The 23240-nt window shown below is 68.9% G+C and carries 19 protein-coding genes; 11 read left to right on the top strand and 8 right to left on the bottom strand.

All coding sequences use genetic code 11. From position 1 onward, the window contains the following. The first annotated feature begins 109 nt into the window (after nucleotides 1-109). The gene (locus AC1MB9_RS02950; RefSeq protein WP_479963555.1) at nucleotides 110-1747 is read left to right on the top strand and encodes a molybdopterin-dependent oxidoreductase; all 1638 of its coding nucleotides are present in this window, start codon (nucleotides 110-112) and stop codon (nucleotides 1745-1747) included. 15 nt (nucleotides 1748-1762) lie between these two features. Here the strand turns inward: AC1MB9_RS02950 and AC1MB9_RS02945 are convergent, their stop codons facing one another. From AC1MB9_RS02945 to AC1MB9_RS02930, 4 genes are all read right to left on the bottom strand, one after another. Further along, nucleotides 1763-2197 carry a nitroreductase/quinone reductase family protein gene (locus AC1MB9_RS02945; RefSeq protein WP_479963554.1) on the bottom strand — a complete coding sequence of 145 codons (435 nt, stop codon included), beginning with the start codon at nucleotides 2195-2197 and terminating at the stop codon, nucleotides 1763-1765. 72 nt (nucleotides 2198-2269) lie between these two features. Beyond that, the gene (locus AC1MB9_RS02940; RefSeq protein WP_479963553.1) at nucleotides 2270-3916 is read right to left on the bottom strand and encodes an FAD-dependent oxidoreductase; all 1647 of its coding nucleotides are present in this window, start codon (nucleotides 3914-3916) and stop codon (nucleotides 2270-2272) included. Then, a complete protein-coding gene (locus AC1MB9_RS02935; protein WP_479963552.1) occupies nucleotides 3909-6065 on the bottom strand; it encodes a molybdopterin oxidoreductase family protein in 2157 nt (718 codons plus the stop codon). Before AC1MB9_RS02935 ends, AC1MB9_RS02940 begins: the two co-directional genes overlap by 8 nt. A gap of 75 nt (nucleotides 6066-6140) precedes the next feature. Next, nucleotides 6141-7556: an MFS transporter gene (locus tag AC1MB9_RS02930; protein WP_479963551.1), complete on the bottom strand. Its 1416-nt coding sequence runs from the start codon at nucleotides 7554-7556 to the stop codon at nucleotides 6141-6143. A 218-nt stretch (nucleotides 7557-7774) separates the two neighbouring features. Here AC1MB9_RS02930 and AC1MB9_RS02925 point away from each other — a divergent pair, with 218 nt between their 5' ends. Together AC1MB9_RS02925 and AC1MB9_RS02920 are read left to right on the top strand one after the other, a co-directional pair. Continuing rightward, nucleotides 7775-8545, top strand: a complete 771-nt coding sequence (locus AC1MB9_RS02925) for an RNase H family protein (RefSeq protein ID WP_479963550.1) — start codon at nucleotides 7775-7777, stop codon at nucleotides 8543-8545. Between the two features lie 117 nt (nucleotides 8546-8662). After that, the gene (locus AC1MB9_RS02920; protein ID WP_479963549.1) at nucleotides 8663-9043 is read left to right on the top strand and encodes a TraR/DksA family transcriptional regulator; all 381 of its coding nucleotides are present in this window, start codon (nucleotides 8663-8665) and stop codon (nucleotides 9041-9043) included. 23 nt (nucleotides 9044-9066) lie between these two features. On the opposite strand, the gene AC1MB9_RS02915 is transcribed toward AC1MB9_RS02920, so the two are convergent. After that, on the bottom strand, nucleotides 9067-10248 hold the full coding sequence (locus AC1MB9_RS02915; protein WP_479963548.1) for an exonuclease domain-containing protein: 1182 nt from the start codon (nucleotides 10246-10248) through the stop codon (nucleotides 9067-9069). A gap of 245 nt (nucleotides 10249-10493) precedes the next feature. Here AC1MB9_RS02915 and AC1MB9_RS02910 point away from each other — a divergent pair, with 245 nt between their 5' ends. The 6 genes from AC1MB9_RS02910 (at nucleotide 10494) to AC1MB9_RS02885 (ending at nucleotide 17007) form a co-directional block, all read left to right on the top strand. Beyond that, the gene (locus AC1MB9_RS02910) at nucleotides 10494-11174 is read left to right on the top strand and encodes an IclR family transcriptional regulator (RefSeq protein WP_479963547.1); all 681 of its coding nucleotides are present in this window, start codon (nucleotides 10494-10496) and stop codon (nucleotides 11172-11174) included. A 139-nt stretch (nucleotides 11175-11313) separates the two neighbouring features. Next, nucleotides 11314-12972, top strand: coding sequence for a urocanate hydratase (gene hutU / locus AC1MB9_RS02905; protein WP_479963546.1), 1659 nt, complete (start codon nucleotides 11314-11316; stop codon nucleotides 12970-12972). Then, nucleotides 12969-14183: an allantoate amidohydrolase gene (locus AC1MB9_RS02900; RefSeq protein ID WP_479963545.1), complete on the top strand. Its 1215-nt coding sequence runs from the start codon at nucleotides 12969-12971 to the stop codon at nucleotides 14181-14183. Before hutU ends, AC1MB9_RS02900 begins: the two co-directional genes overlap by 4 nt. Beyond that, nucleotides 14180-15571 (top strand): formimidoylglutamate deiminase, encoded by a 1392-nt coding sequence (locus AC1MB9_RS02895; protein WP_479963544.1) that lies wholly within the window; start codon nucleotides 14180-14182, stop codon nucleotides 15569-15571. The genes AC1MB9_RS02900 and AC1MB9_RS02895 overlap by 4 nt, the downstream gene beginning before the upstream one ends. Continuing rightward, nucleotides 15568-16776 (top strand): imidazolonepropionase, encoded by a 1209-nt coding sequence (gene hutI / locus AC1MB9_RS02890; protein WP_479963543.1) that lies wholly within the window; start codon nucleotides 15568-15570, stop codon nucleotides 16774-16776. Before AC1MB9_RS02895 ends, hutI begins: the two co-directional genes overlap by 4 nt. Nucleotides 16777-16851: 75 nt before the next feature. Then, nucleotides 16852-17007, top strand: coding sequence for a hypothetical protein (locus AC1MB9_RS02885; RefSeq protein ID WP_479964679.1), 156 nt, complete (start codon nucleotides 16852-16854; stop codon nucleotides 17005-17007). Between the two features lie 6 nt (nucleotides 17008-17013). Here AC1MB9_RS02885 and AC1MB9_RS02880 read toward each other — a convergent pair whose 3' ends face one another. Then, on the bottom strand, nucleotides 17014-18471 hold the full coding sequence (locus AC1MB9_RS02880) for a sugar porter family MFS transporter (protein WP_479964567.1): 1458 nt from the start codon (nucleotides 18469-18471) through the stop codon (nucleotides 17014-17016). A gap of 193 nt (nucleotides 18472-18664) precedes the next feature. Between AC1MB9_RS02880 and AC1MB9_RS02875 the strand changes: the two genes are divergently transcribed. Then, nucleotides 18665-19582 (top strand): oxygenase MpaB family protein, encoded by a 918-nt coding sequence (locus AC1MB9_RS02875; protein WP_479963542.1) that lies wholly within the window; start codon nucleotides 18665-18667, stop codon nucleotides 19580-19582. A 938-nt stretch (nucleotides 19583-20520) separates the two neighbouring features. Here AC1MB9_RS02875 and AC1MB9_RS02870 read toward each other — a convergent pair. Both AC1MB9_RS02870 and AC1MB9_RS02865 read right to left on the bottom strand, forming a co-directional pair. After that, nucleotides 20521-21198 (bottom strand): MerR family transcriptional regulator, encoded by a 678-nt coding sequence (locus AC1MB9_RS02870; protein WP_479963541.1) that lies wholly within the window; start codon nucleotides 21196-21198, stop codon nucleotides 20521-20523. 70 nt (nucleotides 21199-21268) lie between these two features. Beyond that, nucleotides 21269-22549, bottom strand: coding sequence for a M18 family aminopeptidase (locus tag AC1MB9_RS02865; protein ID WP_479963540.1), 1281 nt, complete (start codon nucleotides 22547-22549; stop codon nucleotides 21269-21271). 85 nt (nucleotides 22550-22634) lie between these two features. On the opposite strand from AC1MB9_RS02865, the gene AC1MB9_RS02860 reads away from it, so the two are divergent. Next, nucleotides 22635-23240 (top strand): DUF2510 domain-containing protein, encoded by a 606-nt coding sequence (locus tag AC1MB9_RS02860; protein WP_479963539.1) that lies wholly within the window; start codon nucleotides 22635-22637, stop codon nucleotides 23238-23240.

Below are 23240 nucleotides of genomic sequence, written 5' to 3'. Positions count from 1 at the left end.
ATGGCGTTTATGCCCCCACAGTGGGGGCGGTGAGCGGGCGTTCGTGTTTATGAGGCATTTGTAAGCCCCGAGCCCTTCTCCTCACAGCGGTTAAACCTAAGCTGGGGCCATGCCGAGCCTTCCGCCTTCGACTCACACGCCCGACTCGTCGGGGCCGGTCGCCTCCCGTCCGCCGCTCGTTCGGCGGATCGGGCACGACACCCGACCCGCGCTGGTCGGTCTGGCGGCCGTTTTGGCAGGGTTCGGCCTCGCGGAACTGGTCGCCGGGCTCATCGCCCCCGGAGCCAGTCCGGTCCTCGTCGTCGGTGCGCTCCTTATCGACCTCGCGCCGTCCTGGGTCAAGGAACTCATGATCTCGCTTTTCGGCACCGGCGACAAGGTTGCGCTGATCGTTTTCATCGCTCTGGTGGCCGCAGGACTGGCCGCCCTCGCGGGATCCCTCGAGTACCGCCGACCGCCCGTGGGTCGTCTTGTGGTGGTGGCCGCCGGCCTTGTGGCTCTGGCCGCGGCGCTCACCCGCGCGGGGGCGTCCCCTTTCGATGGTGTGCCGCCCGTGCTGGCCACGGGACTCGCTGTTCTTTTGCTGAGCGTGCTAACCACCCGGCTGCACGCCAGTGCGGCGCCGACAGAAGTGGCGGTGGGTGGCACGTCGTCCGGCACCCCGACCGCGGATGCCCGCGCGTCCCTGGACCGGCGCCGGTTTCTGGTCTTCACGGGGACAAGTGCCGCTGTCGGACTGATCGCGGCGATCGGCGGCCAGCTGCTCGCCGCCGGCAGTCGGGCTGCGGATGCCGCGCGCGCCCTGTTCACCCTGCCGGCGGCGACCGTTCCCGGCGCCCCCACGCCGGCCGGCGCCTCGTTCGCGATCGATGGCCTGTCACCGGTCATCACGCCCAACGCGGACTTCTACCGCATCGACACCGCACTGTCCGTGCCCCGGCTCGACCCCAGCATGTGGACACTGCGGATCACGGGAATGGTCGAGCGGGAGGTGGAGATCTCGTTCGCGGAGCTGCTCGCGCTTCCGCTGGAGGAAAGCACGACGACCCTCGCCTGCGTGTCCAACTACGTCGGCGGCGACCTGATCGGCAACGCCGTGTGGCTCGGTTACCCGATCCGTGAACTTCTCGCCCGTGCGGTGCCGACGGCGGGCGCCGACATGGTGCTGTCGCGCAGTTCCGACGGTTTCACCGCCGGAACTCCCCTGGCGGCTCTCACCGATGAGCGCAACGCCATCCTCGCGGTCGGCATGAACGGCGACCCGCTTCCGCTCGAGCACGGGTACCCGGTTCGCATGGTCGTTCCCGGTCTCTATGGGTATGTCTCCGCCACGAAGTGGGTCGTTGAGCTCAACGTCACCCGCTTCGATCAGGCGCAGGGATATTGGACGCCGAGGGGCTGGTCCGAGCTCGGGCCGGTGAAACTGTCGTCCCGCATCGACGTTCCGCGGGGCGGCGTGCCGGCGGGGCCGGTGGTTGTGGCCGGGGTCGCGTGGTCGCAGCACGTGGGAATCAGCGCCGTGCAGGTGCAGATCGACGACGGTGACTGGGTCGACGCGACGCTCGCGGAGGCCATCTCCGCCGACACCTGGCGGCAGTGGATGTTCACCTGGCCGGCCACGTCAGGAAGTCATTCCGTCACGGTGCGGGCCACGGATGCCAATGGTCTGGTTCAGACGTCCGTCACGCGCGGTGTCGCCCCCGACGGCGCAACGGGCCTGCACCAGGTGACGGTCAACGTCACCTAGCCCGTCGTCAACCGGTCACGCGACCGGAGTGAGCACGGCGATGGGAATCGTGCGATCCGTCTTCTTCTCGTAGCCGGCGAAGGTGCTCGCCTGCCTGATCACGACGTCTGTCCACAGCCGGTCGCGTTCGGCCGGGTCGGTGATGCGGACAGACACGTCGGTGTGCCGGGAACGGATTTGAATGTGGGCGCGCGCGGACTGCCGCAGGTTTTTGAACCATTGCGGGTCGCTCGGTGCGCCCCCGGCAGACCCCACCACGAGATAGCCGCCCTCGTGCTCGAAGAACCCCACGGGAACGGTGTGCGGCCGACCGGTGGTGCGGCCGGGCACGGTGAGCAGCAGCACGCCGAACCGGCCGATCGATCCTCCGATCAGACCGTTCGTGCTGCGGTACAGCCACACCGCCACGCGCATGGTCACCCGGGTCATCGTCTTCGCCACCGAACTCATGTCGTCCCCTCGTCCGGAGCGATCATGACACCACGCGGTCGGCAGGTCAACGGTGCGGGCGCTCGGTCCGGTTCAGGCGGTCCGCACGTCGAGGGCCCCTCCCGCCTCGGCGAATCGTTCCAGTACCTCGATGATGCGACCCTTGCACCCGCCGCACCCGGTGCCGGCGCGCGTCGCCGCCCCGATGCAGGCCACCGTGCTGTCACCGGCGCCGGCGGCCGCCTCGATGCCGCCGACGCTCACGCCGTTGCACCAGCACACGGTCGCGTCGGCGGCAAAGGCGCTTCCGGCGGCGGGCTCGTAGTCCGGTCCGTCATGGCGCAGCAGCAGGGAGCGGTCGGCGGGCAGTTCGCTGCCGCGTTCGAACAGGAGCGTCAGCTCGGCGGCGGCACGCGGCATCCCGACGCAGACGAAGCCTTCCAGGATGCCGCGCCGAGTGACCATTTTCACGTACCGGTTGTGCTCGGGTTCTGCCCACTGCGACACGCCCAGCGGGGCGGAATCGCCGGCCGCGGCGTGACCGGTCGGCTGGTCATCCCACGGGTCCGCCGCGGTGTTGCCGGCCGCGACCACGTCGACGCCCTCGGCCTTGAGCATCACGACCGCCGCGGCGTTCTCGGCCAGTTCTACGTTGGCGGGGTGTCCCCCGATCTCGGCCGTGAAGCGGGCCGCCAGCCAGTCGGCCTGACGCCAGCCGGGACCGATCAGCCCCGACGGGCCGCCGGCGGGCAGAGCCCGGGACGCGCCGGCCTGCGGCCGCGGCGCGAGGTGCGCGCAGTCACCGATCGCATACACCCGGGTGTCTGACCAGCTCTGCAGCCGCTCGTCCACGAGGATGCCGGTGGACACGGGAAGCCCGGAGAGGGCCGCGAGCTCGGATCGGGCGCCGACTCCGCAGGAGAGCAGCAGCAGGTCCCCGTGAATCTGTTTGCCGTCGGCGCAGATGAGCGCGTCGAAGCGTTCCGTCCCGGTGTCGTCGACGTGGATGAGCACGCTCTCCGCCCGGGAATGGTTGACCATGGTGACGCCGGCGCTCCGGGAGCTGCGCGCGAGCACGGTGCCACCGCCACGGTCGAGGTTTCGGCCCATCGGGATGTCGCCGTGATAGACGACGCACACCTGACTTCCGGCCCGCGCCGCGGCGAGCGCGATCTCCATCCCGAGCACGCCGGCGCCGAGAACGACGATGCGCTGCGCCGCTTGCACGGCGGCGAGCACGCGCGCGGCGTCGTCGAGGTCGCGCAGCACCGTGACCCCGTGCGGGAGCGTGGCCCCGTTGCGGTCAAGCTCCGCCGCGTCCGCGGTCGGCATCGTCTTGTCCAATCGCACCCATGTCACCCCGGCGAGCGTGGGAACGTTGGCGCGCGCGCCGGTGGCCAGCACGAGCCGGTCATACGGGAGTTGGGTGCCGTCGCCGAGGGTGACGGTGGCTCGGCTGCGGTTGATGGCGGTGACGCTGGCGCCGAGCCGAAAGTGAACGCCCGCGTCGCGTGCCGCACTCGGATCGGTGATCTCGAGGCTGTCGCGTTCCGCGTTGCCGACGGCATATTCGGCGATCAGAACGCGGTTGTACGCGTCGACGTTCTCGGCGCCCACCACGGTGAGATGCACCCGCCCGCTGTGCACGACGGGTAGCAGCTCCTCCACGAATCGGGCTCCGACCGGGCCGTAGCCCACGAGCACGATCCGTTCGGCGGTGCCGTCAAGGATGTCAGGCATGGGTGTCGGCCTCCACGAGGGCGCGCAGACGCACCGCCGTTTTCTTGAACTCCGGCATACCGGAGATCGGGTCGGTCACGTCGGCGGTCAGCAGGTTGGCCCGCTGGTCGCCCGCGAAGTGGAAAGGTAAGAACACCGTGTCGGGACGGATATCCACGGTCACTGCGGCCCGGCAGCGCACAGTTCCGCGGGCGTTGCTGACTTCCACCCACGCGTCCTCGGCAATGCCCAGCTGCTCGGCGGTGGCCGGGTGCACCTGCAGTCGGGCGTTCGGCTGCGCCGACCGGAGCTCCGGCACTCGGCGTGTCTGCGCTCCGGACTGGTAGTGCTCGAGCAGGCGGCCCGTGATGAGGGTGACGGCGCCGTCGCGCTGAACCACCTCCGGCAACGGGCGGGCCCGCACGGCACACAGTCGGGCCCGACCGTCGAGGTGGTTGAAGCGGTCGAGAAAGAGTCGCGGGGTACCGGTGGAACCCTCGGGGTAGGGCCAGTACGCGGCGGTTTCCGTGTCGAGAAGCGCGTAGCTGAGGCCGGAGTAGTCGGCGATTCCGCCGGCCGAGGCGCGGCACAGCTCGTCGAAGACGTCGCCCGGGTCGGCGCTGAACGTGGACGGGGCGTCGAGTCGCCGAGCGAGCTCCCGCAGCACCCAGAGTTCGCTGCGCACTCCGGCGGGGGCGGGCACCGCTTCGCGACGACGGATGACACGCCCTTCAAGCGAGGTCATGGTTCCGGATTCCTCCGCCCACTGCGTCACGGGAAGCACCACGTCGGCGAGCGCCGCGGTCTCGGAGAAGAAGAAGTCGGCGACCACCAGGAAATCGAGCCGACCGAGGGCGGTGCGCACCCGGTCGGCGTTGGGCGCGGACACCACCACGTTGGAGCCGTGCACGAGGAGGCAGCGCACGCCGTCGGGCTCACCGAGCGTGGTGAGCAGCTCCACGGCGGGGAGTCCGGCCCCGGGGAGACTGTCGGCATCCACGCCCCAGACGCCGGCGACGTGGGCGCGCGCCGCCGGGTCGGTGATCTTGCGGTAGCCGGGCAGCTGGTCGCACTTTTGCCCGTGTTCCCGGCCGCCCTGGCCGTTCCCCTGCCCGGTGAGGGTGCCGTAGCCGGAGTGGGCGGTTCCGGGCAGGCCGAGAAGCAGGCTCAGGTTGATCGCCGCCGTCGCGGTGTCGGTTCCGTCGGCGTGCTGCTCGACGCCGCGACCGGTGAGGATGTAGGTGCCCCCGGATGCTTCGGCGCCGAGAACGCCGGCGCCCAGGCGGCGAGCCAGGTCGCGCAGCTGCCGGGCCGGAACGCCGGTGTGCTGCTGCACGCGTTCGGGCCACCATTGGCTCACGCTGCGGCGCAGGGCATCGAAACCGGTGGTGCGTGCCGCCACATACGCCGTGTCGACGAGTTTCTCGGCGATCACCAGGTGCGTGAGTCCGAGGAGCAGCACGAGGTCGCTCCCCGGTGTGGGCTGCACGTGCATTCCGGCACCGTCGTCGGTGAGTCGCGCCGTCGCCGTGCGCCGCGGATCCACCACGATGAGGCCACCGGCCGCGCGGGCCCCGTCCAGGTGCCCGATGAACGGTGGCATCGTCTGGGCCACGTTTGAGCCGAGAATGAGGATGGTACTCGCTCGGTCGAGGTCGTCCACCCGGAACGGCAGGCCGCGGTCGAGGCCGAAGGCGCGGGTACCGGCCGCCGCCGCGCTCGACATGCAGAACCGGCCGTTGTAGTCGATGCGGCTTGATCCGAGGGCGACTCGGGTGAATTTGCCCAGCTGGTACGCCTTCTCGTTGGTGAGTCCCCCTCCGCCGAACACCCCGACCGCGTCCGCGCCGTGCCGGGCACGCGTCGCGCGAAGCCGGTCGGCGATGAGATCGAGCGTGTCCGCCCACGACCTGGCCGCAAACGTGCCGTCCGGCTCGCGCACCATCGGTTCCAGCAGGCGCTCGGGCGAGCCGAGAAGTTCGGCCGCGGTCCAGCCCTTCTTGCACAGGCCGCCGCGGTTCGTCGGGAAGTCGCGGCCGCTGATCACGACGCCGACCGGGGCGTCCGTGGGGCTGAGCCTCATGGCACACTGCAGCGCGCAGTACGGGCAGTGCGTGGCCACGCCGGTGGCCGTGGCGGGAGCCGCTGGGGGAGCCGATGCTGGAGTCACGGTGGTTGCTCATTTCGTTTGGGGCGTGCGGGGGCCGACCGCCGAGGCCGGGGTCGTGGCCTCGGCGTCGCGGGCCTAGATCCGCTGACCGGCGACGGAGGAACCCCGGCGCAGGTAGACGAAAGCGGTGACGGCCATCATCACGACGTAGGCGAGGGCGAAGCCGTAGATGGCGTTCGTGTAGTCGCCGGTGGTGGTCTTCGAGAAACCCAGCACCTGCGGGATGATGAATCCGCCGTACGCGCCGATGGCGGAGATCAGGCCGAGGGCGGCCGCGGTCTTGCGTTGCGTGTTCACGTCACCGGAGTTCACGTGGGCGTCTGCCACACCGCTGCGCGCCGAGAACACGCTCGGAATCATCCGGTAGGTCGACCCGTTTCCGATTCCGGTGGCCACGAAGATGAGCACGAAGCTGCCGAGGAAAGCCCAGAAGTTGCCGAGCGGCAACACCACGGTCACCGCGAGCGCCCCGACCGCCATCACCCCGAACGCGGCGACGGTGACGGAGGCGCCGCCGAACCGATCGGCGAGGCGTCCGCCGAACGGTCGGGCGAGCGAGCCGACGAGGGCCCCGATGAAGGCGAGGGACAGCGAGGCGGAGGCCACCTGGAAGGTGGAGTATTCCGGGAACTGGTCGGCGATGAGTTTCGGGAACACGCTTGCGAAACCGATGAACGAGCCGAAGGTTCCGATGTACAGTACCGCGAGGATCCACAGGTGCGGCTCCTTCAGGGCAGCGACGGAACCGGCGAAGTCGGCCTTCGCGCTCGAGAGGTTGTCCATGTATTTCCAGGCGCCCCACATGGCCAGCAGGATGAACGGCACCCAGAAGAACCCGGCGAGGGTGATGTTGAGCGTACCGATGGCGCCGAGCGTGATGATGATCGGCACGAGCAGCTGGGCCACGGCGGCTCCGACGTTGCCGCCGGCCGCATTCAGTCCGAGCGCGTAGCCCTTCTGGCTCTGCGGGTAGAAGAAGGTGATGTTGGACATCGAGCTGGCGAAGTTGCCGCCGCCGAAACCGGCCAGTGCCGCCACGAACAGCATCACGCCAAACGGGGTGTCCGGGTTTCCGACGCTGATCCCGAGGGCGATCGAGGGGATCAGCAGCAGGCCGGCGGAGATGATCGTCCAGTTGCGGCCGCCGAATTTGGGCACGAGGAAGGTATACGGAAAACGGAGGGTGGCGCCCACGAGACTGGGCATGGAGATGAGCCAGAAGATTTCGGCGGTGGAGAAGGTGAAGCCCGCGGCCGGAAGCGATACGACGACGATGCTCCACAACTGCCACACGATGAAGCCGAGGAATTCGGCGAAGATGGACCATTTGAGGTTGCGGGAGGCAATGAGCTTGCCGCCGTTCTCCCACTGGTCCTGATTCTCGGGATTCCAGTTGTCGATCCACCGGCCGGGGCGGTGGACGAGGGAGAGAGCGTTCAGGTCGTCGGGTGAGGGGCCGAGCCGGGTGGCCGGGGCGGACGTGGCTGTCAAGGGAGCTCCCTGGGGGTTGTGGTCGAGGCCGGTAGCGGACGAGTGATCTGCACCTGGGCTTGACGTTATTCGGGGCGTGTTTCCGTGAACCGTGGGTGCCGTTAACGTTCGATCACCAGATGGTCACACCCTCGAAGCCACGGTGAGGGGACCGTGTTACACGTTGGACACATGCCCGTTAAGGAGCGAGTGCGGCCACTGACTGGTTAAATGGGTGAATGACTATTACTGCTGCTGCCGATGGGTCGGCCCTCGGCAACCCCGGCCCGGCCGGGTGGGCCTGGTACGTCGATGAGTGCAACTGGGCTGCCGGGGGCTGGAAACACGCCACCAACAACCAGGGTGAACTCCGGGCCGTGCTCGAACTGTTTCGCGCCACCAGACACATCGACGACGATCTGCTCGTGCTCTGCGACAGCCAATACGTGATCAATTGCATTACGAAGTGGATGCGCGGGTGGAAGGCCAAGGGGTGGCGCAAGGCCGACGGCAAGCCGGTGCTCAACGTGGATCTGCTGAAGGAGATTGATGCGGAGATCGTCGGCCGCCGGTACCGGTTCGAATGGGTGAAGGGCCATGCCAACCATCCCCTCAACGAGGCGGCCGACGTGCGCGCCCGCGGGGCGTCGGAATCGTTTCAACGCGGCACGCCCGTGCGCAGCGGGCCGGGCTACACGGCGTCTGGCCGGGCATCCGTGGCCGCTCCGACGTCGGAGCGGCCGGCCGCGGGGCCTTCCGAAACGGCTCGCGCGGGCACGTTCCCCCATTCCGAGCTGTTCTCCTTCGACGGCGACGCCGCCGACCTCGGGGACGGGCACGAGGGCCTCGGCGGCCAGCACGACAGTGAGCGGCCGGTCTCTGAGCTGCGCAGCGTGAGCGAACAGCGCAGCATCACGCTGATGCTGAGCGCCGAGGATTTTGACCGGCTCACCCAGCGCGCACGAGTGCGCGGCATCAGCATGGAGGATTGTCTGCGCGCGCTGATCTGACGCCTGTCGTCGGCTCGGCGTATACTGCCGCTATTCCCGGACGATCTCGACGTTCGTCCGCTCAGCCTGAGTAGCAATCGACTCTCTCCCTCATCGACGAACGGAGTAATCATGGTCATGACAGCGCTTACCTCTGCCGATGTTCGGCACCTGGAACGGGACCTGCGGCGGATGCGCGCCGAACTCGCGACCGAAGTCGCACGGCTCAGCGGTTCGCTCGACGAGGTGCGGGTCGCCAGGGACGGAACGCAGGATGACGAGCATGACCCGGAAGGTCCCACCCTGACCATGGAGTGGTCGCGGCTCTCGGGTGTGCAGCGCGAATTCGCTGAGAAGCTCGCACGTATCGACCGTGCCCTGCAGCGCGTTGATGAGGGAACCTATGGCCTGTGCCTGCGCCGCGGGGAACCGATCGGCCGCGCACGCCTGGACGCCCAGCCCGCAACGGAGCTCTGCATTGATTGCGCACGCGAGCTTGAGGCCGAACGTCGGCGCTGACCGCGCACGGGCGGAACGGGCGGCTAACAGACCCCGATGAGGGACCGAAGTGCGAATTCCGACACCATGGGGATCCCGTAGTCCCGTGCTTTTCCGGCCTTGGGCGTAATCGCACTCGGGTTGGCGACGACGAGAAGCCGGGTGCGCATCGTGACGGCCGACGCCACGGTGAAGCCGCGCGCGCATAGCTCACGCTTCCAGTCGGACCGCGACCGGGCCAGGTCGCCACTGAGCACGACAATGTCGCCCCGATGCAACGGTGCCGCTCCGGGCCACGGCGGGTCGCACGGTTCCGCCTCTTCCGCCGGTGACGGCGGGTCGATCACTGCGGTGACGCGTTCCGCGGCAACGCCGAGCATGGCGGCGACGCCGAGCAGTTCTGCGCGCTCGCGTGCGCCGACGGTGCCCGCGAGCCGGGCGACGCGGGTCAGGTCGTCCACGTAGGCGTCGTTGAGCTCGGTGCACACGGTGCCGCTGATCCCGGTCATTTCGGCAATCTGCATGAGCACGCGCAGGTCCGGCTCGAGCTGATCGTTTCGCAGGCAGAGGTCCAGCAGGGCCAGGTAGTCGAGGTGGGCGTCCGGACCGGAATAGTCGGGCAGCCGGGCGGCCATTCGCTCAAGAAATCCGGGGGCCTCGGTCGCAGTTCCCGGCGGGCGGGGAACCCACTCGACCCCCGTCGGGACGAGCGGCGCCCAGGGTGTGTCGGCCGCGCGGTCCAGGGCCATCTGCCAGGCGGGGAGCCCCGGATCACTCTGAATGTAGGCGGCGAGGAGCTGCGCGGTCGCGAGGGCTTGAGGGAGGGCGCCGTGTCCCGATGCCACCTCGATGTCGAAAGCGGCGCAGCAGTCCGCGAGGGAACGCCCGGCGCCGGGCAGCAGGATTCGGGCGAGTTGCATGGTGCATACCGCTTCCATGCCCCGCCGGGGACGATACGCCATTCGTTCCAACTCGCTCATGAGAAAACTCGTGGCGTACTGGGCGTTGTGGCAGACGAGCACCCGGCCGGAGAGGAGCTCCACCAGCCGCGGCGCGATCTGCTCGAACGAGGGATGGTCCGGGGCGCCCACCATGCTGTGCCACCGTCCGGTGATGTTGCCGGCCGCATCGGCGTGCACCACAGCGACCTCAATGACGCGGTCTGTTCGGTACGGAAAGAGACCCGTCGTTTCGACATTCACGACGGCAAATCCACGCTGCGGCATCCTGTTCCTCACCTGTACCTGTTCTCAGGTGAAGGTATCCGCAATGCTCAACCGGCCGCGAGTTCCACTTCGGGTGGCCTTCGTTTGGGGGCGTCGGCACTCGCCGCTGCGTCACCGGCGCTCCAGAACATAAGTGAGCCACGTCGGGCGACGCAACCATGAAAATTCTTGCTATCTGTCGAAAAGTATATTTTACTGTTTGATATTCCTCACGAGAATTGTTTGAAACACAAAGGAGCTGGCACATGGCGGAGTCTTCCACCCGCACGGTCGAACGGGCGCTCAACCTGCTGGCGGTCATCTGCGACCAGAGCAAGCTGAACCTGTCCGAGGCCTCCCGGGCCGTTGACCTCTCCCCCAGCACCGCGCTGCGGCTGCTGCGCACGCTGGAGGCCAGCGGCTTTGTGCACAAGGACCCCGACGGCACGTATGGGCCCGGCAGTCGGCTCATCCAACTGGGCGCACAGTCGCTCAGCAACGAGTCGCTCATCACGCTCTGCCGCACCGAGATGGAAGAACTCGTCGAACAGACCGGAGAATCCGTGTACCTGAGCGTGCAGGCGCACCGCGCGACGGCGCTCTACATCGCCATCGTCGAGGGCACCCACTCGGTGCGCCACTCCAGCTGGGTCGGACGGGTCATCCCGATGGACAGCTCCGCATCCGGCCGCGTGCTCGCCGGCCAGACTCCTGCGGAAGGCTACGTCGCCCTCGAGCACGGCATCGAAGCCGATGTCACGGCGATCGCCGCGCCCATCTACTCGGAACACCGCGTTGTCGCGTCGATGAGCATCGTCGTACCCAGCTACCGAGTCCACGCCACCGATGTCGCGCGGTTCGGTGCGGCCCTGGTCGCCGCAACGAGCCGAGTGTCCGCCGGGCTCGGCCGACAGACAGACGTCACAATTGCAGGAGGATTCGCATGATCAGCTTTGACAAGGTCTCCACGACGCACCCGGACGGCACTGTTGCCGTCAAGGAACTCAGCCTGGTGGCGCCCAACTCCGTCGCCGGCCTCATCTAGTCCACCCTCCCCCCTCTCCCGCACAACACGAAGGATCACCGATGCAAGGCTCACGCCCCGTTCGCGCCGCCCGCGGCACCACCCTGACCGCGAAGAGCTGGCAGACCGAAGGCCCGCTGCGGATGCTCATGAACAACCTCGACCCCGAGGTCGCCGAGCATCCCGAGGACCTCGTCGTGTACGGCGGCACCGGAAAAGCCGCCCGCAACTGGGAGGCCTACGACGCGATCGTGCGCACGCTCACCACGCTGGAGAAGGACGAAACGCTGCTCGTGCAGTCCGGCAAGCCGGTGGGCGTCTTCCGAACCAACGAGTGGGCGCCGCGGGTGCTCATCGCCAACTCGAACCTCGTGGGCGATTGGGCCACCTGGCCCGAGTTCCGCAGGCTCGAGGCGCTCGGCCTGACCATGTACGGACAGATGACCGCTGGCTCCTGGATCTACATTGGAACCCAGGGCATCCTGCAAGGCACCTACGAAACCTTCGCGGCCGTGGCCGCGAAACGGTTTGAGGGCACCCTGGCCGGCACGCTGACCCTCACCGGCGGGGCCGGCGGCATGGGCGGCGCCCAGCCGCTCGCCGTCACCATGAACGACGGCGTCGTGCTGATCGTCGACGTCGACGAGACGCGTCTGCAGCGCCGCGTCGACCACGGTTACCTCGACCAACTCACGACCGACCTGGACGACGCGATCGCCCGCGTCCTCGCGGCGAAAGACGAGAAGCGCCCGCTGTCTGTCGGTCTCGTCGGCAACGCCGCGACGGTGTTCGCCGAGTTGCTGGCGCGCAAGGTGCCCATTGACATCGTCACCGACCAGACAAGCGCGCACGACCCGCTGGCGTATCTGCCCGAGGGCGTCACCGTGGCGGAATGGCACACGTACGCGGCCGAGAAGCCGGAAGAGTTCACCGAGCGCTCTCGCGCCGCGATGGCCAAGCAGGTCAAGGCCATGGTCGAATTCCAGGATGCCGGCGCCGAGGTCTTCGACTACGGCAACTCGATCCGCGCCGAAGCCGAACTCGGCGGTTACGACCGGGCATTCGAGTTTCCCGGTTTCGTGCCCGCGTACATCCGCCCGCTCTTCGCCGAGGGCAAGGGCCCGTTCCGCTGGGTGGCCCTCTCCGGCGACCCGGCCGACATCGCGGCCACCGACAAGGCCATCGTCGCACTGTTCCCGGAAGACGATCACCTGCGCCGGTGGATCACCAAGGCCCAGGACCTCGTGCACTTCGAAGGCCTGCCCGCCCGGATCTGCTGGCTCGGCTACAAGGAACGCCACCTCGCCGGGCTCAAATTCAACGAGATGGTCGCCTCGGGCGAGCTTTCCGCCCCGATCGTGATCGGCCGAGACCACCTCGACTCCGGCTCGGTCGCGTCGCCCTACCGGGAGACCGAGGATATGAAGGACGGCTCCGATGCGATCGCAGACTGGCCGCTCCTCAACGCCCTGCTGAACACGGCATCCGGTGCCACCTGGGTGTCGATCCACCACGGCGGCGGTGTCGGCATCGGACGCAGCATCCACGCCGGCCAGGTGATCGTCGCCGACGGCACCCCGCTCGCCGCTGAGAAAATCGAGCGTGTGCTCACGAACGACCCGGGCACCGGCGTGATGCGTCACGTCGACGCCGGCTACGAGCGGGCCGAAGAGGTGGCCAGGGAACGCGGCCTGCGCGTGCCGATGATGGAATCGGAGTGAGCGAACTCCTCGCCCACGGTGTTCTGGCCGGTCTCGACGAAATCGCGAGCATCGGCCGTGACTCCCAGCGCGGCGGATACTCCCGGCACGTCTGGCAGAGCGCCGACCATGAGTTGCGGGACTGGTTCGTCGAACGCGCAGAGCGCCTCGGGCTGGCCGTGGAAACCGATCGCAACGGCAACATCTGGGCCTGGTGGGGAACGCCGGGACCGAACGCCGTCGTCACCGGCAGCCACCTCGATTCCGTGCCCGGCGGCGGCGCCTACGACGGCCCGCTCGGCGTCGTCTCGGCGCTGGACGCCATTGCGCGGCTGCAGGCCAGTGGCGTCACACCGTCGCGCCCCTGCGCCATCCTCGTCTTCGCGGAGGAGGAAGGCTCCCGGTTCGGTATCGCCTGCCTCGGCTCGAGGCTGATGACCGGGGCGCTGGACGCCGACCAAGCCAGGGCCCTCGTCGACCCCGACGGCGTCACGCTGGCCGAGGCCGCGGCGCACGCCGGACTCGACCCGGCGCACCTCGGCAGCGACGGGGACGCACTGGCGCGGATCGGGCTGTTCATCGAGCTGCACGTCGAGCAGGGCCGCGGCCTGATCGACCTCGGGCACCCGGTGGCCGTCGCCTCCTCGATCCTGGCCCACGGGCGCTGGCGCCTCACCGTGGCGGGTCAGGGCAACCACGCCGGCGCCACCCTGATGACCGACCGCCGCGACCCGATGGTCGCGGCCGCACGTGCCGTGCTCGCCGTGCAGCAGGCGGCCTCGGCCAGGCCGGGGACCCGGGCCACCATCGGGCGGATGAACATCGTCCCCGGCGGCACGAATGTGATCCCCTCGCGCGTCGAGGCGTGGCTCGACGCCAGGGCGGAGACCGACGAGGAGACTCGCGCCCTGCTGGGCGAGATCACCGCCCAGGTCGACGAGGCCGTGGCCGAGAACGGATGCTCCGTCTCCGTCGCCCGGGAATCCTGGGCCACTGCCGTGCACTTCGACCCGGAGCTGCGAGACCGGTTCAGCGCGGCCCTCGACGGGGTTCCGGCCTTGCCGACGGGCGCCGGCCATGACGCGGGGGTGCTCGCGGCGAGCGTGCCGAGCGCGATGCTCTTCGTGCGCAACCCGACCGGCATCTCGCACTCGCCCGAGGAATTCGCCTCGGCCGATGACTGCGTGGCCGGCGTCGAGGCGCTGGAGAAGCTGCTGAGGACGCTGCTGTGAGCGCGAGACCAGGTGCCTACTGGTGCGAGACCCTGCTCATCGAAGGCGTGCCGACGCCCGGCGTTCGCGTCGAGGTGGGCGCGGACGGGCGGATCGCCCAGGTGACCCCCGCCAGCGAGCCGGCACCGACCGATGTACGTCTGGGCACGGTGCTTCCGGGCATGGCCAATGCGCACTCGCACGCGTTTCATCGGGCACTGCGCGGCCGCACCCACGCGGCGGGCGGCGACTTCTGGCAGTGGCGCGAGGCGATGTACCTCGCGGCGGGCCGGCTCGACCCCGACCGGTACTACGCCCTGGCCCGCGCCGTGTTCGCGGAGATGCTGGTCAGTGGCTGGACCGCCGTCGGCGAGTTCCACTACGTGCATCACCGCCCGGACGGCTCCCGGTACCCGCGCGAGCACGCCATGGAGCTCGCGCTGGCCGCGGCGGCACGCGATGTGGGCATCCGTCTCGTGCTGCTCGACACCGTCTATCTGGCCGGCGGCATCGGGCGCCCGCTCGCGCCGGAGCAGCGCGCCTTCAACGACGGCTCTGCCGCGGGCTGGCTGGAACGCTGGCAATCGCTGAACGAGACCCTCGGCGTGGATCCGGATGCCCTGGTCAGCCTCGGCGCCGCGATCCACTCGGTGCGCGCCGTGCCCCCCGCCGCCATGCGGGAGGTGCTCGCGGGACTGCCGACGGAAGCGCCCGTGCACATCCACCTTTCCGAGCAGCCGCAGGAGAACGCGGACTGCCTGGCCGAATACGGGGTGACGCCGACCGGCGTGCTCGCCGGCCTCGGCGCCCTCTCGCCGCGCCTGAGCCTCGTGCACGCCACCCACCTCACCGACGACGACATCGCGCTGATCGGAAACAGCGGCGCCGCCGTCGTGATGTGCCCGACGACGGAGGCCGACCTCGGCGACGGGATCGGCCCGGCCCGGCGTCTTGCCGCCGCCGGCGCCCGGATCGCGCTCGGCTCCGACCAGAACGCCGTCGTCGACCCGCTGCTCGAAATGCGCGGCCTCGAGGCCGGCGAACGCCTGACCTCCGGCGAGCGCGGACGGTTCGACCCGGCCCAGCTCCTGACCGCCGCGACGACCAACGGCTACGCCTCCCTCGGCCTCGGCGACAACCGGCTGCGCCGCGGCGGTCTCTGCGACCTCATCGAGGTGTCGGCGGAGAGCGTGCGCACGGTCGGGTCGGCACCGGCCCAGCTGCCGCTCACCGCAACGGCATCCGACGTGCTCCGGGTGATCGTGCACGGCGTGATTGTCGCCGACTCCGGACGGCTCGTCTCGCCCGGCGGCGCAAACCGGCTGCCCGGGGTGTTGCTGCGGGACGCCCTGGCCGCGCTCGACAACGCCCCGCCCACCCACGACGATACGTCCGGAGAAGACGCATGACCACCGCACGGAACACCGAACTCGTCACCGGCATCGGCGAACTGACCACGCAGGCCGACGACGGAGAGCGCCTGGTCGACGCCGCCCTCGTAATCGAGGACGGCCGAATCGCCTGGATCGGCGCTGCGGCCGATGCCCCGGCCGCCGATGTGCGCACGGACGTCGGCGGCCGCGCGGCGCTCCCCGGCTGGGTCGACACGCACACCCACCTCATCTTCGCGGGCGACCGCGCGGCCGAGTTCGAGGCCCGGATGGCCGGGCAGCGCTACGAGGCCGGCGGAATCAACACGACGGTGCGGGCGACGCGGGCGGCGACCGACGAGCAGCTCATCGGCAACGCAGCGCGGCTGCGCCGGGAGGCGGAGGCGCAGGGCACCACGTTCCTCGAAACCAAGACCGGCTACGGCCTCGACCTGGAGAGCGAGGTGCGCTCAGCCAGGGCGGCGGCGGCCGTCGCCGACGTCGTCACCTACCTCGGCGCCCACCTGGTGCCGCAGGGCATCGACCGGCGTGACTATCTCGACCTCGTCACCGGGCACATGCTCGCGGCCGTGGCGCCCTACGTGCAGTACATCGACGCCTTCTGCGAGGTGGGCGCCTTCGACGTGGAGGAGACCCGCGAGGTTCTGCTCGCCGGCCGCGCCGTCGGCCTCGGCCTGCGCCTGCACGGCAACCAGCTCGGCTTCAGCGGCGGGGTGCGGCTCGCCGTCGAGCTGGATGCAGCGAGCGTCGACCACTGCAACCACCTCGAGCCGGCGGACATCGACGCGCTCGCGTCCTCATCGACCGTCGCGACACTGCTGCCAGCCTGCGACCTGTCCACGCGTGAACCCTTCCCGCCGGCCCGGCGGCTGCTCGACGCCGGCGCGAGCATCGCCCTCGCCACCAACTGCAACCCCGGAACCTCGTACACGACGTCGATGCCCTACTGCGTGGCCACCGCGGTGCTGCAGATGGGCCTGACGATCGAGGAGGCCGTCTGGGCCGCGACGCGCGGTGCCGCCCGGGCCGTGGGCCGCGAGCAGGGACCGGATGCGGTCGGATCGCTCCGCGTGGGCGGCCTGGCCGACCTCCAGGTGCTCGACGCGCCATCCGTCGCCCACCTCGCATACCGCCCCGGCGTTCCGCTGGCGGCCATGGTGTGGCGCCGCGGAGTGCGGCACGCGCCCCCTTCTCCCCCATTCCAGGCATCGATCGCCACCTGATGGCCCTCTCGGCGCACGTTCTCATTGCGCGCGTCGCCATCGTCCGGGTGCTCCCCGCGTAGTAGCATGGCGTCCATGATGAACTTGATCGTTTTTCTCCTCGTCGTCTGGCTGGTTTTCGCGGTGCTCGGGTTCGTGATCAAGGGGCTGTTCTGGCTCGCCGTCCTCGGAATCGTGCTGTTCCTGGCAACCGCCGTTTTCGGCTGGGTGAAGCGCAAAACCGCGACGTAGCGACGATCAGCGCGGGCCGACCTGCGCTCTGCGGGCGTTCCTCGCGGCATTTTTCGGCGGCAGCAGTGTGTCCGCCTGCTCGAGCGACATGCCGTTGGTTTCCGGGATCTTCACAAGTACGAACCAGAACGACAGCCCGGCGAAGAGCGCGTACATTGCGTAGGTGAGGGGCAGCGACGCGTTCGCCATCGGGGGGAAGCTCACGGTGATCACGAAGTTCGCAATCCACTGCGCGGCGGCCGCGAGACCGAGCGCCTTGGCGCGAATCGAGTTCGGGAAGATTTCGCCGAGCAGCACCCAGACGACGGGACCCCAGGAAGCGCCGAACGAGATCACGAAGAGGTTCGCGGCCACGAGAGCGATCGGCGCCCAGGCCCCCGGCAGGCTCAGCACCCCGTCGACGGTCTGGGACCGGCTGAATGCCACGGCCATGGTGGCCAGTGACACGGTCATGCCGATCGAACCGGCCAGAAGGATGGGGCGCCGGCCGATCCGGTCCACGAGGGCGATCGCCACGAGGGTCACGAGGATGTTGGTCACCGACGTGATGACCGAAATGGTCAGTGAACTGCTCTCTTCGAAGCCCACGGCTTCCCACAGGGTGGTGGAGTAGTAGAAGATCACGTTGATGCCCACGAACTGCTGGAACACCGACAGGATGATGCCGACCCAGACGATGGGTTTGAGCCCGAACCTTTTGCCGCGCAGGGAGCCCGATCGCTGGGACAGGCGGTCGTTGCTGATGGAGTCGTTCATGTCGCGTAGTTCACGGTCGACGTCGCCGGTGGGCCACAGACGCAGGAACACGGCGCGAGCCTCGCTTTCTCGGCTCTTGAGTACCAGGAATCTCGGCGACTCCGGCAGCAGGTACGCGACGGCGCCGTAGACGATGGCCGGTGCGGCACCGGCCAGGAACATCCAGCGCCAGGCCTCGAGTCCGAGCCAGTACGTGCCACTCGCCCCGCCGGCGGCGTTGGCGAATACGGCGTCCGACAGAAGCGCCGTGAATATTCCCAGGGTGATGGCGAGCTGCTGCAACGATCCCAGGCGTCCGCGCAGGTGCCGTGGTGAGATTTCCGCGATGTAGGCGGGCGCCACGACCGATGCGAGTCCGATCCCGAGGCCACCGACAACCCGCCACACGATGAGGTCGACGACACCGAATGCGAAACCCGACCCGATGGAACTGGCGAGGAAGACGATGCCGCCGACGATCATCATCGGGATGCGCCCGTAGCGGTCGGCGAAGCGTCCACCGAAGAAGGCACCGGCCGCTGCCCCGAGGAGCGCGCACGCCACGGCGAAGCCGGTGAGGACCCCGCTCAGGGCGAATTCGTTCTGCACAGCGTTGACGGCACCGTTGATGACCGAGGAGTCGAAACCGAAGAGAAACCCGCCGAGCGCCCCGGCTGTGGCCAGGAGGATGACTTTTCGGTTGGTTCCCCGCTGGTCCGTACTGCTCAGCGTGTTCGTATCGGTCAAAGTGCCACTCTCCTACGTTCTTGACTCAGCGATGTGTTCAGAAAACATCGCCATTTTCGTGCAACTTAGCGAGACTACGCTGGGTTTCTCCCATCCGGTGTATCGACGGCCGGTCCACGCGCGGGAATGAGAAAGAGTCGGCTGCCTTCCAGCCGGCGCGGGTTAGGGTCTGCTCATGAGCAGGTTTGCGGACACGTGGCGTGCACGGTTGTTGACCACCTTGTCCGGCAATGACCATGGCCGACCCGCGTGGGTCGAGAAGATGGAACTCGGCGACGACATTGGCTTCTTCGGCCCGGGCTCGGCATCCTGGGCGGTGCACGGCGGCATGGCCACGATGGTGGCGGGCATCCGCGCCCTGCTCATGCAGACCCTGCATCCGGGAGCGATGGCGGGCGTGCACGACTGGTCTCGCTACAAAGAAGACCCGCTCGGCAGGCTCTCAGGCACGATTCAATGGCTGTTGACCGTGACCTTCGCCGGAACGGAGCAGGCCGTGCGCGAGTCAGGCCGGGTGGCCCACTTTCACGACCGCGTCGCCGGCACGTATCTCGACGCGCAGGAGGTGGAACGCCCCTACCGCGCGGTTGACCCCGAGCTGCTGTCGTGGGTTCACGTGGTTTTCACGGATGCCTTCCTCGCGACCGAAACGATGTGGGGCGGCCCCATACCCGGTGGCGCCGACCAGTATGTGCGCGAGTGGTCGAAGGCCGGCGAACTCGTGGGGGTCATCGATCCGCCGCTCTCGGAGAGCGAGCTGCGCGGTCGACTCGAGGCCTTTCGCGCCGCTGGAACACTCAAGAGCGACGAGCGGGTGGCCGAGGCGGTGCGCTTCATTCGCCACCCCCCGTTGCGGCCCTCCATGCTGCCGTTCTACCGCATCATGTTCGCAGGGGCTGTGGCCTCACTGCCGGTGGAATACCGGGAGATGCTCGGGCTGAAGCGGTCACGGCTGCCGGTGATCTGGGCAACCGGCGTGGTGCTCGGTCTCGTGCGCTCCCTGCTCGGCGCCTCGTCCTCGTCGGAGGACGCCGCCCGGGCGCGCATCGCCCGCCTCGACGCCGCGGCTGCGCACGAGCACGAGCACGATTGATGCCGCGGCACTGGCATACAGCGCGACCGAGACACCCACCGTCAGCGAGCCGGGCCGCACGATCGACTGGCCGGCGAGGGCCTGCACGGTGAGCACCACCACAACCCCGGCATACAGGACGACGACGATCCCCAGGATCTGGGCGCGCACGACCGCGGAGCGCAGCCGGGGAATCCGGCGCATGCCCGCCTCAAGCAGCAGGGCCGCGAGCGGGATGAGTTGCAGGGCATGCATGCCGACGAAGTGCGGAATGCGCAGGTCGCCGGCCACCGTGCTCCATCCGAGCACCGGCAGGCCGGGTCCGCCGTCGGCCAGTCCTACCGTGTGGGCGCCCGCCATGCCGTGGAAATCGTCGAGCTGGCTCGCCGTGGGCCCGGTCATCAGAAACGCCAGTCCCATGCCCACCACGGCGATGAGGACACCCGAACGGATGGCGAGGGTGCGCGCGGGGTCGCCCAGGTCGGCGCGGAACAGCAGCACGCCGATGAGCATCGCGGCGACCCAGACGATAACGATCGAAACGGCCATGATCGACCAGAGGGTGGTTGCCAGCGGGGTCGACACGTTGAAGTGGCTGGTGGTGCCGGTTGCGGCAGCGCCGACGATGACGAGCATTTCGACGAAAAGCAGCACGGCGCTGATCGTGCCGGCCCACCACGCGAGGCGGCGGCCGCGTTGCAGAAGGCCGACCAGCCACGACAGGGTCAGGGTGTAAATCACGATCGACAGCGCGAATTTGAGCGGTTTGGCCCAGACCGGCAGGTCGGTGACCTGGCGCGGGTCTATCAGGAGGCCGATGAGGCAGACCACGGCCAGGAGGGCCATGGCGGCGCCGAGCCAGAGCAGAGGGCGGTGCCAGCTGATGCGCCTGAGTACGGCGCCGGCCGGGGTGGGTGTAACGGTGCGGGTAGACGGGACTGACATGGTGACTCCTTCGGTCACGAGTTTGAGGTGCGGGAGGGCGATGTTCCAGGTGCGGCGGGGACTGCGGGAAGCGCCGGCGCCATCGCGGTAAAACGCAGCGCGGAGACGTGTTCTTGGGCGGCACGGCGCAGGCCCGAGAACAGGGCGTCGCCGAGCACGGTGCCCACGACCACGGTTTCGGCCTGGCTGGCACGGTCGGGCAGGGCGGCGATCTCGTCGAGGTCTGCCTCGGCGACCAGCAGCGCGGCGGCCGCATAGCGTTCCACCCAGCCGTGTCGGTCGAGGTGCTCCACGGCCTGCAAAGACTCCAGCACCCGCGCGGCGGCGAGGCGACCCGGGTTGAGGGGCGAGACACACCATCCGTCGGTAACCGTGTCGATCCGGTCGAGGGCCCGCGCTGTGAGCATCGCGGGATCGATGTGCTCCGAGACCGAGCGCTGCGCGAGGTCAAAGGTCTCTGGCAGCGGCAGGTCGGAATCGATGGCGTCGAGCACCCGGCGGGCGTCGGCGACCGCGAGCCCCCCGACGTCGATAAGACTGCGGATGAGCCGCAGCCGGCGCAGGTGCTCGTCGCCATAGTCGGCCTGGTTCGGGCCGCGCCGCTCCCCCGCGGGCAGCAGGCCTTCGCGCAGGTAGAATTTCACGGTGGCGACCGGAATGCCACTCGCCGCGCTCAACTTGGCCATCTTCATATGGATAGTGTAACTATCCGATAATCTTACTGTCTATAGCCGGGGCGCATTGGGCCACACGTTACCCGGGTCAGTGCTCGGGAGCGAAGAAGGCGCCGATCGCCAGCGAGAGCGCGGCCGGATCGTTCACGTGGCACAATTCCCGGGCCGAGTGCATCGACAGGAGCGGAACGCCCACGTCGACGGTGCGAATCCCGAGGCGGGTGGCGGTGAGCGGGCCGATGGTCGAGCCGCACGGCACGGTGTTGCTCGATACGAACTCCTGGTACTCGACGCCGGCCTGCGCGCAGGTGCGCGCCCACAGGGCAGCACCGACCGCATCCGTTGCGTAGCGTTGGTTCGCGTTGACTTTGAGCAGCGGACCGCCGCCGACGATGGGCGTGTTGGCCGGGTCATGCCGTTCGGGGTAGTTGGGGTGCACGGCGTGGCCCGTGTCGGCCGAGAGGCACCACGACTCGGCGTAGGCCTGCAACCGTTCGGAAACGGATGCGCCGAGACCCGACGCGATTCGGGTGAGGACGTCGTCGAGCAGAGGCCCGCTCGCACCCGACCGGGACATGGAGCCGAGTTCCTCGTGATCGAAGGCGGCGAGCACAGTGATGGACCCGTCGACGGGGTCGGCCGCCGCCTCGATGAGGGCGCGCAGGCCGGCGTGCACCGAGGAGAGGTTGTCCATTCGCCCCGCAGCGAAGAGCGAACCGTCCTGGCCGAACACCGCAGGGGCCTGCGTGTCGGCCGTGAGGATGTCATACCCGGCGACATCGGCGGCCGGAATCCCGGCGAGCGCAGCGAGGTGCGCCACGAGGTCGGAATCGGCCAGCTCTCCCACTCCGAAGATCGGCGTCATGTGACGCTGTCGGTCGAGCACGAGGCCGTTGTTCACCTCACGGTCGAGGTGCACGGCGAGCTGCGGGATCCGCAGGAAGGCGCCGGTGCGCACGAGATGCTCGGTACCGGCCGTGGTGACGAGGCGGCCGGCAAGTTCCAGTTCGCGGTCGAGCCACGAGTTGAGCAGCGGGCCGCCGTACACCTCGACACCGGCCTGAAGCCACCCGTGAGAGCCGATCGTCGGTTTGGGTTTGAGCTTGAACCCGGGAGAATCGGTGTGGGCGCCGAGCACCCGGAACGGGGTTGTCGGCAGCGCACCCACGGGTTGCACCCAGGCGATGATCGCGCCGTCGCGCAGCACGAAGCGGCCGCCAGCCGTTCCGGACCAGGCGTCGGATTCACTCAGCCGCGTGAAACCTGCGCCCTCCAGGCGTCGCGCCGCCTCGGCCGCCGCGTGGTACGACGACGGCGAAGCGGTGATGAAGCGAGCGAAGTCGTCGATGTAAGCGGGGGTGGCGTCCATCTGTCCATCCAACCACCCCTGGTCCGCGGTCCTAGACTGGCCGGAATCGTATCGGTGACTCGCGCCGGTGATGAGAGGGCCCCCGATGACGGATTTGAACGGCAACACAGCGCAACAGAAGGGGTGGTACCCGGATCCGTCCGGCGCGCCGGTGCAACGTTTCTGGAACGGAACCCAATGGACCGAGGATCGGTATGACCCTTCGCTCGCCGTCTATGGCACGACTCCCCCGCTCGTGCCCGGTCTGGGCACGGCGGTCAAGAACAGACTCCTCTGGGGCATCGTTCTGCTCCCTCTCGTCTCCGTCATCGGAACGGCGCAGTTCGACCTGACGGCCTATGTACGGGCATCCCTGTCGGCGACGGGCCCGGTCATGAGCCCCGGGTACGCGCTGCTGCAGTTCCTTGGTTTCGTCGTCTATGCGGCCACGATTGTGTTGGCCCTCCTGGACTACCGCGGCCTGTCCCGGCTCGGTGTGCCCCGGCCCTTCCACTGGGCGTGGACATTCCTCACGGGGGGCATCTACATCATCGGTCGCACGGTCATCGTGCGCCGACGCGTCGGCGGAAGCCTGGCTCCGATCTGGACGTGGGTTGCCATCTGGGCGTTGGCCGGGGTCGTGGCCTTCGTCAAGACGGCGGCGGCTCTCACCGTGCTGGCCCCGCTGCTCGAAAACACCATCGCGAGCTAG

The organism is Cryobacterium sp. AP27, assembly GCF_056680495.1.
This window is presented reverse-complemented; position numbering and strand designations above follow the sequence as displayed.

Coding starts and splice junctions, on each gene's coding strand:
- AC1MB9_RS02950 (WP_479963555.1), top strand. CDS start 110: ATGCCGAGCCTTCCGCCTTCGACTCACACGCCCGACTCGTCGGGGCCG.
- AC1MB9_RS02945 (WP_479963554.1), bottom strand. CDS start 2,197: ATGAGTTCGGTGGCGAAGACGATGACCCGGGTGACCATGCGCGTGGCG.
- AC1MB9_RS02940 (WP_479963553.1), bottom strand. CDS start 3,916: ATGCCTGACATCCTTGACGGCACCGCCGAACGGATCGTGCTCGTGGGC.
- AC1MB9_RS02925 (WP_479963550.1), top strand. CDS start 7,775: ATGACTATTACTGCTGCTGCCGATGGGTCGGCCCTCGGCAACCCCGGC.
- AC1MB9_RS02920 (WP_479963549.1), top strand. CDS start 8,663: ATGACAGCGCTTACCTCTGCCGATGTTCGGCACCTGGAACGGGACCTG.
- AC1MB9_RS02915 (WP_479963548.1), bottom strand. CDS start 10,248: ATGCCGCAGCGTGGATTTGCCGTCGTGAATGTCGAAACGACGGGTCTC.
- AC1MB9_RS02910 (WP_479963547.1), top strand. CDS start 10,494: ATGGCGGAGTCTTCCACCCGCACGGTCGAACGGGCGCTCAACCTGCTG.
- hutU (WP_479963546.1), top strand. CDS start 11,314: ATGCAAGGCTCACGCCCCGTTCGCGCCGCCCGCGGCACCACCCTGACC.
- hutI (WP_479963543.1), top strand. CDS start 15,568: ATGACCACCGCACGGAACACCGAACTCGTCACCGGCATCGGCGAACTG.
- AC1MB9_RS02885 (WP_479964679.1), top strand. CDS start 16,852: ATGATGAACTTGATCGTTTTTCTCCTCGTCGTCTGGCTGGTTTTCGCG.
- AC1MB9_RS02875 (WP_479963542.1), top strand. CDS start 18,665: ATGAGCAGGTTTGCGGACACGTGGCGTGCACGGTTGTTGACCACCTTG.
- AC1MB9_RS02870 (WP_479963541.1), bottom strand. CDS start 21,198: ATGAAGATGGCCAAGTTGAGCGCGGCGAGTGGCATTCCGGTCGCCACC.
- AC1MB9_RS02865 (WP_479963540.1), bottom strand. CDS start 22,549: ATGGACGCCACCCCCGCTTACATCGACGACTTCGCTCGCTTCATCACC.
- AC1MB9_RS02860 (WP_479963539.1), top strand. CDS start 22,635: ATGACGGATTTGAACGGCAACACAGCGCAACAGAAGGGGTGGTACCCG.